Origin of the sequence: Kitasatospora sp. CB01950, from assembly GCF_001905465.1 — a bacterium.
GTDB lineage: Bacteria > Actinomycetota > Actinomycetes > Streptomycetales > Streptomycetaceae > Kitasatospora.
Genome location: NZ_LISX01000024.1, coordinates 21,237 through 34,900, shown reverse-complemented (window position 1 = coordinate 34,900; position 13,664 = coordinate 21,237). Strand labels below are relative to the sequence as shown.

22 protein-coding genes are annotated in these 13,664 nt (G+C 71.7%); 6 read left to right on the top strand and 16 right to left on the bottom strand.

Going from position 1 to position 13,664, the window contains the following annotated elements; genetic code table 11:
- Positions 1–74: 74 nt before the first annotated feature.
- The 16 genes from AMK19_RS33250 to AMK19_RS35720 form a co-directional block, all read right to left on the bottom strand.
- Positions 75–2,297, bottom strand: a complete 2,223-nt coding sequence (locus tag AMK19_RS33250; RefSeq protein WP_073819186.1) for a hypothetical protein — start codon at positions 2,295–2,297, stop codon at positions 75–77.
- A 121-nt stretch (positions 2,298–2,418) separates the two neighbouring features.
- Positions 2,419–2,958, bottom strand: a complete 540-nt coding sequence (locus AMK19_RS33245; RefSeq protein WP_073819184.1) for a hypothetical protein — start codon at positions 2,956–2,958, stop codon at positions 2,419–2,421.
- Positions 2,955–3,506: a hypothetical protein gene (locus tag AMK19_RS33240; RefSeq protein ID WP_073819182.1), complete on the bottom strand. Its 552-nt coding sequence runs from the start codon at positions 3,504–3,506 to the stop codon at positions 2,955–2,957. Before AMK19_RS33240 ends, AMK19_RS33245 begins: the two co-directional genes overlap by 4 nt.
- A 17-nt stretch (positions 3,507–3,523) precedes the next feature.
- Complete coding sequence (locus AMK19_RS35730) at positions 3,524–3,841, bottom strand: hypothetical protein (RefSeq protein WP_143200543.1); 318 nt, start codon at positions 3,839–3,841, stop codon at positions 3,524–3,526.
- A gap of 10 nt (positions 3,842–3,851) precedes the next feature.
- Complete coding sequence (locus tag AMK19_RS33230) at positions 3,852–4,085, bottom strand: hypothetical protein (protein WP_073819178.1); 234 nt, start codon at positions 4,083–4,085, stop codon at positions 3,852–3,854.
- On the bottom strand, positions 4,078–4,278 hold the full coding sequence (locus tag AMK19_RS33225; RefSeq protein WP_073819176.1) for a hypothetical protein: 201 nt from the start codon (positions 4,276–4,278) through the stop codon (positions 4,078–4,080). The genes AMK19_RS33230 and AMK19_RS33225 overlap by 8 nt, the downstream gene beginning before the upstream one ends.
- 63 nt (positions 4,279–4,341) lie before the next feature.
- Positions 4,342–4,824, bottom strand: coding sequence for a hypothetical protein (locus AMK19_RS33220; protein ID WP_073819174.1), 483 nt, complete (start codon positions 4,822–4,824; stop codon positions 4,342–4,344).
- A 170-nt stretch (positions 4,825–4,994) separates the two neighbouring features.
- The gene (locus AMK19_RS36310; protein WP_073819172.1) at positions 4,995–5,249 is read right to left on the bottom strand and encodes a hypothetical protein; all 255 of its coding nucleotides are present in this window, start codon (positions 5,247–5,249) and stop codon (positions 4,995–4,997) included.
- Positions 5,250–5,312: 63 nt separating this feature from the next.
- Positions 5,313–5,558 (bottom strand): hypothetical protein, encoded by a 246-nt coding sequence (locus AMK19_RS33210; protein WP_073819170.1) that lies wholly within the window; start codon positions 5,556–5,558, stop codon positions 5,313–5,315.
- 34 nt (positions 5,559–5,592) lie between these two features.
- Positions 5,593–5,850, bottom strand: a complete 258-nt coding sequence (locus AMK19_RS33205) for a hypothetical protein (protein WP_073819169.1) — start codon at positions 5,848–5,850, stop codon at positions 5,593–5,595.
- 58 nt (positions 5,851–5,908) lie between these two features.
- A complete protein-coding gene (locus tag AMK19_RS33200; RefSeq protein WP_073819167.1) occupies positions 5,909–6,262 on the bottom strand; it encodes a peptidoglycan-binding domain-containing protein in 354 nt (117 codons plus the stop codon).
- Between the two features lie 174 nt (positions 6,263–6,436).
- A complete protein-coding gene (locus AMK19_RS33195; RefSeq protein WP_073819165.1) occupies positions 6,437–7,108 on the bottom strand; it encodes a hypothetical protein in 672 nt (223 codons plus the stop codon).
- Between the two features lie 65 nt (positions 7,109–7,173).
- Positions 7,174–7,320 carry a hypothetical protein gene (locus AMK19_RS36305; RefSeq protein ID WP_158071981.1) on the bottom strand — a complete coding sequence of 49 codons (147 nt, stop codon included), beginning with the start codon at positions 7,318–7,320 and terminating at the stop codon, positions 7,174–7,176.
- Entirely contained in the window at positions 7,320–7,583 is a 264-nt protein-coding gene (locus AMK19_RS33190; RefSeq protein ID WP_073819163.1) for a hypothetical protein, read from the bottom strand. Before AMK19_RS33190 ends, AMK19_RS36305 begins: the two co-directional genes overlap by 1 nt.
- 73 nt (positions 7,584–7,656) lie before the next feature.
- Positions 7,657–7,800, bottom strand: coding sequence for a hypothetical protein (locus AMK19_RS36300; protein WP_158071980.1), 144 nt, complete (start codon positions 7,798–7,800; stop codon positions 7,657–7,659).
- A gap of 1 nt (position 7,801) precedes the next feature.
- Positions 7,802–8,095 (bottom strand): hypothetical protein, encoded by a 294-nt coding sequence (locus tag AMK19_RS35720; RefSeq protein ID WP_073819160.1) that lies wholly within the window; start codon positions 8,093–8,095, stop codon positions 7,802–7,804.
- A gap of 190 nt (positions 8,096–8,285) precedes the next feature.
- Between AMK19_RS35720 and AMK19_RS33180 the strand changes: the two genes are divergently transcribed.
- The 6 genes from AMK19_RS33180 to AMK19_RS36295 form a co-directional block, all read left to right on the top strand.
- On the top strand, positions 8,286–8,618 hold the full coding sequence (locus tag AMK19_RS33180) for a GntR family transcriptional regulator (protein ID WP_158071979.1): 333 nt from the start codon (positions 8,286–8,288) through the stop codon (positions 8,616–8,618).
- A gap of 214 nt (positions 8,619–8,832) precedes the next feature.
- The gene (locus AMK19_RS33175) at positions 8,833–9,846 is read left to right on the top strand and encodes an AAA family ATPase (RefSeq protein WP_083647577.1); all 1,014 of its coding nucleotides are present in this window, start codon (positions 8,833–8,835) and stop codon (positions 9,844–9,846) included.
- Positions 9,843–11,039, top strand: a complete 1,197-nt coding sequence (locus AMK19_RS34830; RefSeq protein WP_083647568.1) for an HAD-IA family hydrolase — start codon at positions 9,843–9,845, stop codon at positions 11,037–11,039. Before AMK19_RS33175 ends, AMK19_RS34830 begins: the two co-directional genes overlap by 4 nt.
- Positions 11,036–11,887, top strand: a complete 852-nt coding sequence (locus AMK19_RS33165; protein WP_073819153.1) for a DUF1932 domain-containing protein — start codon at positions 11,036–11,038, stop codon at positions 11,885–11,887. The genes AMK19_RS34830 and AMK19_RS33165 overlap by 4 nt, the downstream gene beginning before the upstream one ends.
- A gap of 111 nt (positions 11,888–11,998) precedes the next feature.
- Entirely contained in the window at positions 11,999–12,409 is a 411-nt protein-coding gene (locus tag AMK19_RS33160) for a DUF4357 domain-containing protein (protein WP_073819151.1), read from the top strand.
- 645 nt (positions 12,410–13,054) lie between these two features.
- The coding region (locus AMK19_RS36295) for a hypothetical protein (RefSeq protein ID WP_158071978.1) at positions 13,055–13,664 on the top strand (610 nt) is incomplete at its 3' end.

The window sequence follows — 13,664 nt, the reverse complement described above, 5'->3', positions numbered from 1 at the left end:
CTCCGCCGATCACCGGCCGATCCGGATCCGATCGGAAGCCGACGCCTCGGCCTGTGGCGGCCGATCGGAGACGGCTACTCTCCGTCGTCTCCGTCGGCCTCGCCGGTGGCCTTGACGGCGGCTTCGAGGGCGGCGCGGCGGATGCCGCGGGGGCTGCCCTCCAGTTCCTCCAGGCGCACCGTGGGCAGACTGAGGCCGGCCTTTCGGAGGTCCGCGCCGAGGGCCTTGCCGATCTCGCGGAGGCGGTCGGCGGGGGCCTTGTCCTTCCAGCGGTCCCACCGCTCGGAGTCGTACTCGATCAGGTGCGGGTGGAGCCGGTCGAGGGTGAGCGCCTCGGTCTCCTCCGCCTGGAATGTGGCCAGCAGCACGGCGGCGATCTCCGGAATCGCGTCCTTCGCGGCCTCGTGCTCGGGTCGCTCGGCCGGGGCGGCGAGGCCGGCGGCGAGCCGCTCCTCGACACGCTGGGTAGCGACCGCCGCGACGAGGTGGGTCGACTTCCGCAGGATCGGGTCCCGCAGGCCCGGGGCGATGATGTAGAAGCAGCCGGCGTCGGCCGGGTCCCAGTCGCCGGGGCTGGGGACGAGCCGGTGCGGCATCCAGCCCTCGGAGACCGCGGTGTCGGACCCGACCACCAGCGGGACGTCCGCCTTGCGGCACGGCAGCATGATCCGGATGCCGAAGGTGTCCGCCACCGCGTCGCCGACGACGTCGCTGGTGGCGTCCTGCGTCAGCAGGACGACCGTGACGCGCGCCTTGCGGCCGATCCGCGACAACTTGATGACCTTGGCCTTCTGCGTCTTGGCCATCTGCGGGTGCTCGTCGACGATGACGAACACCGCGGGCGCGTCGTCGCTGACCTGCCAGTTGTCGACGTCGTCGCCCATCTGCTTCGTGCGCAGCTCGGCTTCGCGGATCGCCCAGTCCAGGGCGTCGTCGATCCGCTTCTCTTCGTAGGCGCGCTGCGCGGCCAGGCGGCGCAGCGGGCCGAAGCCGCGGCCGGTGGGGTCGATGTCCAGGGCGATGGCGTCGGTGCAGCTGGTGATGTAGTCGACCAGGTTGCGGACGATCTGGCTCTTGCCGCCGCCGGAGACCGCGATGACCATGATGTTCTGACCGGCGAGGGTGGCCTTGGTGGGTGTGCCGTCCAGGGACGGGCCGAGGTCGACCGGCTGGAGGATGCTGTTCGACCGCGGGGCGTGGACGGGGTGGGGCGGCATCGGGTCGAACGGGTCGCTCTGCAGGACGCGCAGGACGACGGCGCCGGCCGCGGACGCCTGCGGCTGGGCCATCACGCCGCCGGTGCGCACGCCGAGGGAGGTGTCCAGGTCCGGCAGGCGCAGGATCAGGTCGTTGGGACGGCCCTTGGTGAGGTGCGCGGTCGCCTTCCAGCCCCACTTCTCGCGGGTGACGTCGGTGACCGCGCGCACCGCGAGGCCCTCGTCGACCAGGGCGCGGCGCAGCAGTTCACCGGCCACCGCCGGGTTGTCGCCGGCGAGGCTGATCGGGAACGGCTTGCCGTTGTCGCCGGGGAACAGCGGCCCGGCGGGGGCGGCGGCCTGCTCGGTGCCGGGTGCGGCCTGGGCGGCGGCGGGCGGGGCGAGCTCCGGGAGCAGCAGTTCGGCCGGGACCTGGCGCTGTGCGAGGCGGGTCTTGGGCGAGCCCATCCACCAGGCCACTCCGACTGCGGCGGCGAGCTCCAGCAGGCCCAGGCGCGGCTGCTGGACGATGGACTCGATGACGGCGATCGCGCCTGCGGTCAGGACCGCGCCGCGGCGCAGCCGGGTGAAGGTGCGGGACCATTCGATCTGCCGCTCGCCGGGCTGCTGCGGCGCGAACGGGTTCTTCCGCATCTCGGTGAGGGACTTCTCCAGGCGGCGGGCCGACTCGCGGGTGAGGGTCAGGTCTTGGCGCTGGCCCTGGGTCAGGCCGCCGTCGGCGGCGGCCTCTTCCAGCTTGACGGTCTTCTTGAGCGCGGCCTTGAGGGACTGCTCGACCTCGGTGCGGCGCTCGGTGTGGGCGTCGAGCTGCTTGGCGACCAGGCGGCGGCGGATCTCGTCGGCGCCCTGGTCGGCGGCGGTGCCCCAGTGGTGGACGACCGATCCGAGTGCGCGGACGCCGTCCCGGGTGCGGCTGGCCTCTCTGCGGGCGAAGCCGCGCTTGTCGGCCTTGTCGGTCTTGCCGGTGCTGTTCTTGGCCGCGGTGGTGTCGGCCGGCTCGGCGGCGGGGGCGGCGTTCGGGGTGTGGGCGGGTGCCGGGTCCGTGGTGGGGTCGGCGGGCGTGGCGGTGCCGGTGGTCATGGGGGTCTCCGGGGCAGGCGAGCGGTCGAGGTTGGTGGATCCGGTCCGAGGCGGACGTCCCGGTGTCCGCCGCGCCCACGGGGTGGGCGGGGCGGGTCCGGGGCGCCCGTCACGGACCGGATCAGCCGATGATCATCGAGCCCGCCCAGTTGGCGAGGGGGATCGCGGTGTAGGAGGCGGCCCCGCCGAGGGCCATGGTCAGGCCCCACGTCGAGCCGACCACCGCGCCGATGCCCAGGAGCAGCTTCTCGCCGAGCTTCTTGGCGAACCAGAAGAAGAAGCCGGCGAGAACGAGGATGGCGAGGGCGATCCAGCCGCCGGAGTACGTGAGCAGTTGGTGCTGGGAGACGGCGACCGCGCCGTCGCCGCCGACCATGCCCTTGCCGATCACGCCGCCGGCCTGGTTGCCCGTGCCGGTGAGGAAGCCGCTGATCTTGCCGAGCAGGCCGCCGGCGCAGGCCGACGCCAGGACCGCCACCACCAGGCCAACGGCGAGCGGCAGCCAGACCTTCTGCTTCTTGATCTCCGTGAACTTGCGGCCGGCCTTGAAGTAGAACCAGCCGAGCGTGCCGACGAGCAGTACGAATCCGAAACCCGAGCCGGCGAGGGTGACGGTGTGGGTGAAGTGGGGGTAGGCGAGGCCGGCGGTGTCGTTGCTCACTGAAGGGTTCCTTCGAGGAGTGCGGCGGCCCAGACGGCCGCGGGCGGGTGGGCGAGGGTGCCGGCCACGATCGACCAGAGGGCGATCCGGGACAGCGGGGACAGCGGGCGCAGCAGTTTGTTGCCGCGGACGGCCTGGTGGACGACCAGGGCGCCGATGAGGGACATGACGCCCAGGCAGAGGCCGGGGTCGGCGGTGTCCGCGAGCGGCGCGAACGAGGTGGAGCAGGAGGCGACGACGTGTCTCCACAGCCAGGCCGGGCCGGCCAGCGCGCCGGTCAGGGCGGCGACGTTCGGCCAGGCCTGCACGGTGCGGATCAGGCGCCGGGTCGCCGACCTGACGCGCTGCCAGTCGATGAGGTGGTCGGCGTCGTCGGCCTTGATCGGGATGGCGTCGTCCAGGCGGGCCTGGCGGATCTCGGCGGCGAGCTCGGCCATGGCCTCGCTGCCGTCCCTCGTGCGGGGGCCGAGCCAGAACCCGGTCACGGCCTCGGAGGGCGGGTCGGGGGTGTAGGCGGGCTTGGGCGGGATGTCGGGTGCGACGGTCACCGCGGGGGTCCTCCGGTTCAGTAGGAGAGGAGCTGGACGAGCAGGGGGATCAGGTGCGCGGCGGTCAGCGCGGCGACGGCGGCCGGGGCGAGCAGCACGAGCAGGTCGGCAGCGGCCTGGCGGGTGTGGGCGGAGCCGCGGCGGGCGAGCCGCCACAGCCGCACGACCGCCAGCAGGTAGACCGCGCCGGCCGCGGCGCGGGCGGGCCAGTACGGGATCGCGAGGGCGAGGCCGGCGATGTCGGCCACGACCGCGACGGGGCGGCGGCCCGGGGCGCCGGACCGGGCGGGCCAGTAGGGCAGGCCGACGGAGGCGACCAGGAGGTCGCGCAGCACGAACACGTCGTCAACCCCCCAGCCGCACGGCGGCGGCCGCGATCTCGGCGGCCACATATACGAACGCGACGCCGAGCCCGGCCACCAGCACCGGGGCCTGGCGGCGGCGCAGCTCTTCGGCGCTCCACGGCGCGCCGCGCCACTCGGCGAAGGCGATCGCCGCGCCGAGCGTGGCGGCGTAGGCCACGCCGAAGACCAGGTAGAGCAGCCACAGCGGTCGGCCGGCCAGCGTGATGTCAGGCACGGCCGGCCTCCCGCTCGACCAGGTCCGCGTCGACGACCGGGGCGGTGAAGGTGAGGTGGACGGTGACGGACGGCAGGGGAGCTGCGGCGCGGCGGGTGACGCGGGTGGTGACCGCCTCGGCGGTCAGGACCATCGCGGCGGTGACGGCGCTGCCGGTGAAGAACACCGTGAAGGCGGTGTCGGTGAAGTTCATGGTGCGCGGCCCTTTCTCGGGGACGGTGGCGTCGGCGGTGGCACGTGGTGCTGTCGGGCGCGGTCAGGACCGGGCGACGGTGATGTACGGCGCGTCGGCCTTCCGGCCGCCCGGCTCGGCGGCCGGGCCGTCGAGGACGACCGTGGGCACCTCGGGCGCGGCGGCGGCGGTGTGGACGGCGTCGACGAGCGCGGGGTAGAGGTGCAGGGCGACGGCGCGGGCGGCCAGGTCGGCCGGCGTCCGGTCCGTCGATCCCTTGTCGGCGTGCAGGGCGGCGACGAGGTGCGCGAGCTGCGGTGCGGCCAGCGCGACCGTCACCGTCGCGCCGAGGTCGGCGGGGTCGCCGTCGATCCGCGAGGCGTGGACCGCGGCGAGCAGCTCGGCGAGGGCGGGGCGGCCGCACAGGTGCCGCCAGGTGCAGGTGCGCATCGTCAGGCGCAGCCCGGTGACGGCGGCGGCGCGGGACATGACGGTGTGCAGGGCCCACTCGATCTGTCGGCGCTGGTGGTCGTCGTACTGCTGCTGGCGGCGCTTGTCTCCGAACATGAGGTGGTCCTCTCAGGTGGGCGGGGTCTGACGGTGTGCGAGCCCGGTGGCTCTCCGGACCGGCCGTCCCGCGTGGGGGTGGGGGACGGCCGGTCGGGGCAGCACCGGACCGGGCCGCCGCCGCGCCCGGCGCGGTGCGGGCCGGGTCGGCGGCGGCCGGGGGCCGGGGGTCAGAGCTGGTTGGGCTGGAGGTCGAAGAGGAGCGTGGAGGCGTCGGCCAGCTGCGGGGTCTGGCGCACCATCTCCCCGACCAGCCAGGTGTAGATGTCGTAGCGGCTCATCCCGATCGGCGAGCAGGTCCCGGAGGACGTGGCCACCATGAAGCCGCCGCTCGGCAGCGGCTTCTGCAGGGTCAGCACGTAGTGGTGGGTGCCCTGGTCCTGCGCGGCGGCGGAGGGGGACTGGGCGGTGGCGGTCTGGGACAAGGGAGGCTCCTCTGGCGGGTGGTACGGGCGGTAGGTCGGGCAGCCAGGCGGCCGCGGACCGGGTCAGCGGCGGTGCAGCCAGCCGGCTCGGGTGGCGTTGCCGTCGGCGGCGATCACGCGGTCGACGTATTCGGTGATCTCCGTGCCTCGGGCGTCGCGGCCGCTCTCGGTCAGGGCGGCGGCCAGGGTGCCGGTGCGGAAGACGGCGGCGGCGTCGTGGTCACCGCTCGCGACGGCCCCGTTGATGTCCTGGGTGAGCGTGTGGTGGCCGCGGAGCTCGCTGACGGTGTCGCGCAGTCGGTTCAGCATTGGGGTGGGCCCTCTCTGGTCGGGTCTGTCGGGGTCAGTGGTAGAAGCGGTGCGAGTCGGCGTAGCCGAGGGAGTCGGGGTCGTCGCCGTCGCGGATCGCGGCGGCGGTGGCGTGGAGGTCGGTGGCCTGTTCGGACAGGAGTCGGGCGGCGGCGGTGTTCTGGGCGCGGGTCAGCGGGTCGGTGGAGGTGGCGGCGGCGAGGCGGCCCTCCTTCGCGGCGGAGGCCTGGGTCGCGGCGGCGGCGGAGAGCTCGGTGGCGAGCTGGGCGGCGGCCTTCTTGGTCCAGGGCATGCGGGTGTCCTTCCGGGGTCGGCCACCGGGGTCGGTGGCGGGATCTGCTGGTGGTGGGTCAGTCGGCGGGGCGCAGGCAGATGTCGTCGACGCGGCGGCCGGCGTTCGCGTCGAGGGCGGCGCGGGTCTTGGGGCCGACCACGCCGTCCATCTCCAGGCCGGTGCAGGTCTGGAACCAGACGACCGCGGAGCGGGTGAGCGGGCCGAACTTGCCGTCCGTCTCCAGCTGGTAGGCCGTGCCGAGCTCCGCGTTGAGCTGGCGCTGCAGGTCGCTGACGCTGGTGCCGGTGGAGCCGGTGGACAGCAGGCCCGGGGCGGCGGCGGAGGCCGGGGTGGCGGCGCCCGCGGTGACGGCGGCCGCCAGGACGACGGCGGCGACGGCGGCGCGGACGGCGTACGGGTTGGTGCGCATCTGGTTCTCCTCGGTGGTGATCGCGGAGGGGACCTGGTGGTCCCGGAACTCCCCGCCCGGCCCGACAGGTCGGGGCGGGCGGGGAACCACGGGGCGGTGCGCAGCAGCGGGGGTGTCGGCGGGGCCCGGGTCGGGCGACGGGGTGGTGCTGGCGGCGGCGGCCGGGAAGGCCGGCTAGTCCGCGAGCGAGCCGTCCGGGTAGCGGCGGCTGCCGTCCTTGCAGCGGATGACGTAGCGGCCGGCCTCGCAGCGGGCGGTGAAGAAGGGCGACCAGCGCTCGACCTGGTCGCGGACGTCGCGGCCCCAGGCGTCCATCGGGTCGTCGCCGAAGGCCGCGAGCTCGGCCTCGCTGTAGACCTCCAGCGCGGCAGCGCGGATCTGCTCGCGACGGTCGGCCCGCTTGTCGATCCGGGTGCGGGTGGCGGCCGCGGTGACCTCGGCGGCGATCTCCGCCTCCAGCTCGGCGTGGACGTCCTCGTCCTTCGCGTACTCGGCCGGGTCGAAGCTGCCGGTGCGGATGATGGCCTCGGCCCCCTGGTTGATCAAGCGGCGGTGGGTCGCGGAGCCGTCCAGGTCGCCCTGCTGCCACAGGCGCGGGTCGGTGCCGGTCAGCTCGGCAACCTCGTCGGCCAGGCGCTCCTCGGCGGTGGTCCACGACTGCGGGGCGGTGTGGGTGGTGGCACGGACGATGTGGCGGGCGAGCGCGGCGGCGCCGGCGGTCGGCGCGGGGGCCGGGCGGCGGGTCAGGGTGCTGGTGGTCACGGTGTCCTCCTGGACGGTGGTGGCGGTGGCGGGTTCCGGGTGGAACCCGCCGCCCGCTCCCGGTGCCCGTCCCGGCATGTGCATGCCAGGACGGTTCCGAGAGTGCAGGCGGCGGGGGCCGAACTGCGGTGGTGGAGAGGGGAGGGGGGTTAGCGGCGCTGCTGCTGGGCGGGCACCGGCGGTGCGGCGGGCGCGGCCGGGGCCGGCTGCTGCATCGCGGGCGGGGCGTCCGCGCTGACGGTGATCTGCGGGGGGCTGCCGGCGGTGATCCGGCCGACCGCTACCAGGCGGGCCATCAGTTCCCCTCCCGGTACGGGCGGCCGAAGTTCCGGCGGGTGTCACCGGCGTTGGGGCCGGTGTACGGGCTGACCGAGGGGACCCGGCGCCCCCAGCGGTCCGTCGCGGCCGGCTGCACCGGGGCCTGCGCGGTGCGGTGGTGCTCCCGCGCGGTGGCCTCGTCGTAGGCGGGCCAGCTGCCGGTCAGGCCGGTGCCGCTGGAGCCGGTGGTGGTGGCCGTACCGGCACTGCTACCGAAGCCGAAGAACTCGCGGAGGCCCATCACTTGCCTCCCTGCTCGGGCTGCGGCGCCGGGGGCGTGGGCTGGGGCTGCTGGCGGTTGCTGTCGACCCAGCTCATTTGGCACCGCCCTGCCGCTCGGCCTGCTGCTGACGCAGCTGCTCGGCCTGGCGCTGGGCCTCGGCGACCTGACGCTGGGACTCGGCCCACTGCTCGCGCAGACGCTCCAGCTGGGCCTCGCCCTCGTGCTGGCTGCTCATCTCAGCACCCCGCCGTCTGCTGGCGGTTGGCGACGACGTGGTGGGCGAACCAGGAGAGGTGGGCCCAGGTGGTGCGCCCGGCGGTGGCCGCGTGGCGCTCGGCCATCCCCCAAACGCGGGTGACGAGCTCCATCACGATGCCCTCGCCGGCCTTCGGGTCGACGGGCGCGAGGTCGCGCACCACCAGGGCGAGCACCTTGCCCTCGTACTGCGACTGCAGATCGGCGATGCCGGTCTGCTTCTTGGCGACAGGGACGCTGCGCCCAGCCCCCAGCGAATCGGTCATGATGTTCATGCGGATCACTCCCACGAGAGTCGATTCGAAGTGGTCCCAGGCCGGTGTAGCGAGCACCGGCCTGGGGCCCTTTGCGTTCTCGGCCCCTTCGGACCTTGTCGGCTTAGCCAACTTAGCTGGTACAGTTTTGCTGTGTCAACTAGGTCGATGAAGCTATTCACGTCAGGAAGGCGGCTCTACGATGTGGCTCATGACAGATCAGTTCGCCCAGCCCTACCAGCGGATCGTCCAGGACGTGCTGGACCAGATCCGCCTAGGGCGGCTCAAGACAGGAGACAAGCTGCCCAGCACCCGAGAGCTTGCTGCTCACTACGACGTAGCGCCCGGCACTGTGCAGCGAGCCCTCTCCGAGCTTCGGAGCAGCAAGGCGATCTACTCCCAACAGGGGCTCGGCTCGTTCGTTCGTCAGTCGGATGCCGACACTGCTCCAGCTCCCGCGAGCATCGAGGCGTTGGCCCAGCAGCTCGCCGAGCTGACTAGCCGCGTCGAGATGCTTGAGAGGCAAAAGTCGCAGCAAGACTGACCCGGGTGCCGTCCGATTCACCACTGCTCCCACCTCCTGTGTCGAGTCCGTCCTGACATGACTAATCACAGCTGGTTGAGCGTCAGATCAACATCGCATCCGCATCATGAGATCCGTGAACGTGCAGCTCAACGCGTTTTCAACATCCGCATCAACATGGGATTCGGCGCCATGCTCATAGGCTCCGAGCATGGCGAATACACAGGCGGGGGACATGGCGAAGAACCGGCTCGGGTGGCGCCCCGAGAAGCTGAGGGAGCAGCGTGAGGCCCACGGCCTGACGCTGGAGCAGGCCGGCGAACGGCTGCGCGACGTCGCGGAGAAGGCCGGCCTGAAGGGGATCCCGGCTGCATACCCGCAGACGCTCAGCCAACACGAGCAGGGCGACGTGTACCCGGGTCCGCACTACCGGCGGGCGTACTGTCTGCTGTACCGGGCGACGGAACCCCAGCTGGGGTTTCGCAGTGCCCTGCCAGGCGAGGACAGCCGGTTCGAGCTAACGCCGTTGGACGACAAGCTCACCGGGAACCACGTCCTTGCTGTCGAACGGGCGCTGCTCCAGATCGCGGCGGGATCGGCCGAAGCGGACAGCTACGGGCTTCAGCGGCGGATCATGGACGCATGGAAGCGTCGGCACACGGGAGGAGACCCGCACCGCCCGGTCGTCATCCTGGTCGGGGGATTCGCCGGCAGCGGCAAGACGGAGTTCGCCCGATTCCTGACTCAACTGACCGGCTGGCCGTTGCTGGACAAGGATCCGCTCACCCGACCGCTCGTCGAGCAGCTCCTGGTCGCCCTCGGCGGAGATCGGAACGATCGCCACACCCCGCTGTACCGCGAGCAGGTGCGCGCAGTCGAGTACGAAAGCCTGATGCAGGCGGCCTACGCCAACATCAACTGCGGGATCTCCAGCGTGCTGTCCGCCCCGTTCATCGCGGAGATGACCTCCGAGGAGTGGATGAACCGGCTCAGCAACCGGTGCAAGGCCCAGGGGGTAGATGTCTTCCCGATCTGGGTCCAGTGCGATCCGGAGTCGATGCGCGAGTACATCAGCTTCCGATCCGCGGCGCGCGACGCCTGGAAGCTCTCCCGATGGGAGGAGTACATGACAACGGTCGACGTCGACCTGCGCCCGGCGGTGCCGCACCTGCTGGTGGACAACCGAATGGGCTCGGCAATCTCGCTGGCTGACCAAGCGCGGCACGCTCTCGCGGCGGTGCGCGCATGAATCGCCAGCGCGGAGTGATCCTCTACGGGCCTCCGGCCTCCGGCAAGGACACCGTGACGCGAGCGCTCTCCGAGCTGGACCCTGCCTTCGGCCTGTTCTCCCGGGTAAAGGTCGGGCCCGGCCGATCGGCCGGCTACCGGATGGGTACGCCGGAACAACTCCAGGAGCTGCGCGAGTCCGGGGCCGTCATCTACGAAAACGCCAGGTACGACAGCACCTACGTGATCGATCGACTGGGGATGGACGCCGCCTTCGAGGCCGGCGTGCCGGTGGCGCACCTGGGGCAGGTCGACGGCGTCCGGGCGCTGCTGAACCGGTACCCTGCGGACTGGCTAACGGTCCTGCTGTGGTGCCCCAGGGAGGCAACCGCTGGCCGCTCAGCCGGCCGAGGCGACGCAGACACCCCGGCGCGCCTAGCCGCGTGGGACGCGACGCAGGAGGACCTGGACGCTAACCCGGACTTCCGCTTCGACCTGGTGATCAGGACCGATACCCTCCCGCCCAACCAGGCCGCTGACCGGATCCGGCGGGCACTCGCGCAGCAGGACCAGAGGTTGCTGCTGGTCGACTTCGACGACACGCTGATCGACCGTCTCGCCGCAGTCACCGCATGGGTCGCCGCATACCGCGCCGACCACGGTCTCGGGGCTGCGGCCGAGCACCGGATGCTCGAGGCCATGAGTGTCAGGGCCGACCTCGCGACCTTCGCCCAGCTGCGCACCGAGCTCGGCCTGATCGAGTCGGCCTACGAACTCTGGACCCGTTACAGCGCAGAGCTGGCGGCCGCCGTCCGTCCCTTCCCTGGTGCCCTGGAAGCGCTAGACACCGTGCGGACCGCTGGCTGGCCGGTCGTCATCGTGACAAACGGCGGCGCCGAAGTGCAGCGTTCCAAGATGCGGGCGACCGGTGTCGCCGAGCGGGTCGACGCGGTGTGCATCTCCGAGGAGGTCGGCGCCCGTAAGCCGGACCGGCTGATCTTCGAGACGGCGGCCGCGAGCGTGGGGCGCAGCCTCGCGCAGGGTGGCTGGATGGTCGGGGACAACGCCGAGCTGGACGTGATCGGCGGCCGCGAGGCCGGGCTGCGCACCGTCTGGATCTCCCACGGTCGCCCTTGGCCGGGTGGTGCGGAACCGGACTACATCGCGCGGGACGTCTTGCACGCCCTGGACTACGTCCGTGGTGGTGCCCGATGACGGGTCGTCAGGTCGTGCTCGGTGTCCTGCACCCGGGCAGCATGGGCGCGGCGGTCGCGGCGTGCGCGGTGTCTGCCGGGGCGCGGGTGTTGTGGTGCTCGGCGGGGCGCAGCAACGCCACGGTGGCGCGGGCTGAGCGGTTCGGCCTGGAGCCGGTGACCGAGCTGTCCGAGCTGCTGGAGCGGGCCGAGGTGGTGCTGAGTCTGTGCCCGCCGGCTGCGGCTGAGGACCTCGCCGCCGAGGTGGCGAGCCATGGGTTCGGCGGCCTGTACGTGGAAGCGAACGCTATCGGCCCGGAGCGGGCACGGCGCATCGCCGAGCTGCTGACAGGCTCGGCGCGGGCTGTGGTCGACGGCGCCGTGATCGGCTCACCGCCGATCGACTCCAAGCGAGCGCGTCTGTTCCTGTCGGGCCCGCAGCAGGAGACCGCCCTGGTGGAGAGGCTGTTCGCCGATACGGCGGTGACGACGCCGGTCCTGGGCGAGGAGATCGGGCAGGCAAGTGCGCTGAAGTTGTCCTACACCACCTATCAGAAGGCGAGCCGGGTCCTCGCTGCGCTCTCCTTCGGTCTGGCTCAACACCATGGCGTCGGCGAGGAGCTGCTCGCGATCGCCAGCGGCCGCTCCGGGAGCTACTTGCTGGAGCCGGACTACATTCCGAAGGTCGCGGCGAGGGCCTGGCGGTGGGCGCCGGAGATGGGCGAGGCGGCGGCCGCGCTACGCAGTGCTGGCCTGCCCGACGAGGTTCTGCGGGCCGTGGCCGACACGCTCGGGCGCTGGAGCTCGGCGAAGGACGCCACGACGCTGACCATTGAACAGGCTCTGGCGCTACTAGCAGTTGAGCAGTGACGTCGGCCGCAGGCACACCCTTCGACAAGTTCTGCTAAATCGCTCGAAACCTTGGACGACCTTGTGCTAGCGTGATCTCCTTGATCATCACTACCTTGGGGGTACCCGCTCGTGCCGACGCTGAGCATCCACTTCGAACCGGAGATTCTGGCTCACCTGGCCAAGGCTGCGGCGGGGGACACGGTTCACGTGACTCTGAGCCTCGGGGGCGACTCGACTCCAGCGAAAGCCGCCGTCGTGACGCCCAGGGGCCCGCTCGCCGAACTCATGAAGGCGGGCCTGCTCGCTGCCGGCGCTGTGCTGACCTTCCGTCAGCCGCGAGCCAATCGCGCGGGGCGGGCCGTTGTCACGCCTGATGGCCAGCTCATCGTCGACGGGCACCCGTTGCCCTTCCCGTCGCCGTCCAAGGCAGCCGGGGCGGTGACGGGGAACCTGATCAACGGGTGGACGCTGTGGCACACCCCTAAAGGGCAGACACTCGACGACCTCCGCGAGGAGCTCAAGAAGCGGACCGCCGAGTAGAGAGCGGGCCCTGAAACCGTTGCTCTGCACGCGGGCTGGCCTGTCCAGCCGACACGCGGAACCTGAACGGTCCGAGGAACCAGGGAGACGACTAGGCTGATCCGGCCGCCCGCACGGGCGTCACCAAGGTCCAGAAACAGCAAAAGCAGCCCAAGATTGGCGTCTTCGGGGCTGCTCAGCTGTCTACTCAGTCGTTGCCGACGGTACCAGGTGTACCCGGGTTCCGGCGAGAGACACCCGTCTCTCGCCCGCTCGGTCTACCCCAGGATCCGACCGGTGGCGGTGCCCCTTAGAGAGGTAGCGCCTCCAGTTGTTCCACCCCATCGCCCTGCGGCGTGGCCGTGTCATTCCGGCTCGCCCTGTCTACTTCCCCCAGCAGCTCAGCAGCCTCACCGCATACCGGCGCCCGCCGGCACTGGGCAGGCTCTATCCACAGGCCGCCCGTGCGACCACTGGGTGCGTGATCAACACCCGAACCCAACCGCTGTCGCATGACGCAGGCCACACTGCCCCGGGTCACACCGTCCCCGGTTCTCCGGCCTCTAGGGGCATGCAGATCCATGCCCCTGTCCTGACCTGTTCCATTCCCCGCTCGGCCGTCCAGGCCGGGCTGCTCCTGGCGCTCACCGGATCGGAGGTGAAGTGATGAGTTCCAGCTTCATGTCGGACCCGTCCGAGCTCGACGAGGAGCTCGAGGTTGCCCTTGGCCGGCGCGCGCCGTTCAGTCAGGTCGGCGACTGGGTGCTCCTGTCCGGAGCCGACAACGACGCTCGCACTCTCTACTGGGCGTTCGTCGCGCACGTCAACGTCAGCAGGGACGACAACGAGGTCTGGCCCGGCCTCGTCTCCCTTGCCCGCATCCTTCAGCTGAAGAAGCCGGAGGGCGTCAGCAAGTACATGCTGCAGCTGGAAGTGATCGGCGCAGTCGAGGTCATCCGTTCCACGTCCGGCCTGGTCAGCCGTAACCGGTACATCGTTCACCAGACTCCTCCCCGCGGTTACCGGGGTCCGCAGTCGATGAGCGCCTGGTACGGGCTGAACCGTGCGCCCACGGGCGAGTCGAAGGAGCAGAAAGAGCAGCGCGAGGCGGAGTTCGACGCCTGGCTCGCGGCGGTGAGGACGGCCCTCAGGATGCACTGCGACAAAGTCGCTGATCAACGGGCTGCTGCACGGAAGGCCAAGCTGCCGGTACCGCCTGTGGATAACTTCCAGGCACCGGAGCTTTCCGAGTTCCGTACCCCCGCGCCGGGGGGTA